Annotated in this window: 1 protein-coding gene; it reads right to left on the bottom strand. The window is 47.8% G+C overall.

The window, feature by feature from the left end; all coding sequences use genetic code 11:
• A partial coding sequence (locus tag BCU94_RS17635; RefSeq protein WP_157937408.1) for a tandem-95 repeat protein occupies positions 1-395 on the bottom strand: 395 nt, incomplete at both ends.

Below are 395 nucleotides of genomic sequence, written 5' to 3'. Positions count from 1 at the left end.
TCTAAGTCGCCATTAAAGTCCGCATCTGGGGTAATGGTAAAGCTGCCATCGGGGTTAGCCACAACTGTTGCGTTACCAGCAACGCTAAGCCCTTCAGCGGTTAAATCATCACCGTCTACATCAGATGCATTGGCAAGTAATTGTTCTTGGCTGAGAGTAATGGTGCCATCTTCATCGACATTGTAAGCGATATTACCATCAACTACAGGTGCGTCATTAACCGCCAGTGTAGTAATGCCTGCGGTGGTTTCAGCAGTGGCGCCGTCATCATCGATAACCACCACATCAAGACTGATTTCGCCGTTGAAGTTCTCATTTGGCGAGAAGGTCACTGAGCCATCTTGGTTTTGCACTAATATACCGTCGGTACCAGAGTATGACACTGAGTCTAGGCT

Origin of the sequence: Shewanella sp. 10N.286.52.C2 (assembly GCF_002874545.1) — a bacterium.
Lineage (GTDB): Bacteria > Pseudomonadota > Gammaproteobacteria > Enterobacterales > Shewanellaceae > Shewanella.
This window is presented reverse-complemented; position numbering and strand designations above follow the sequence as displayed.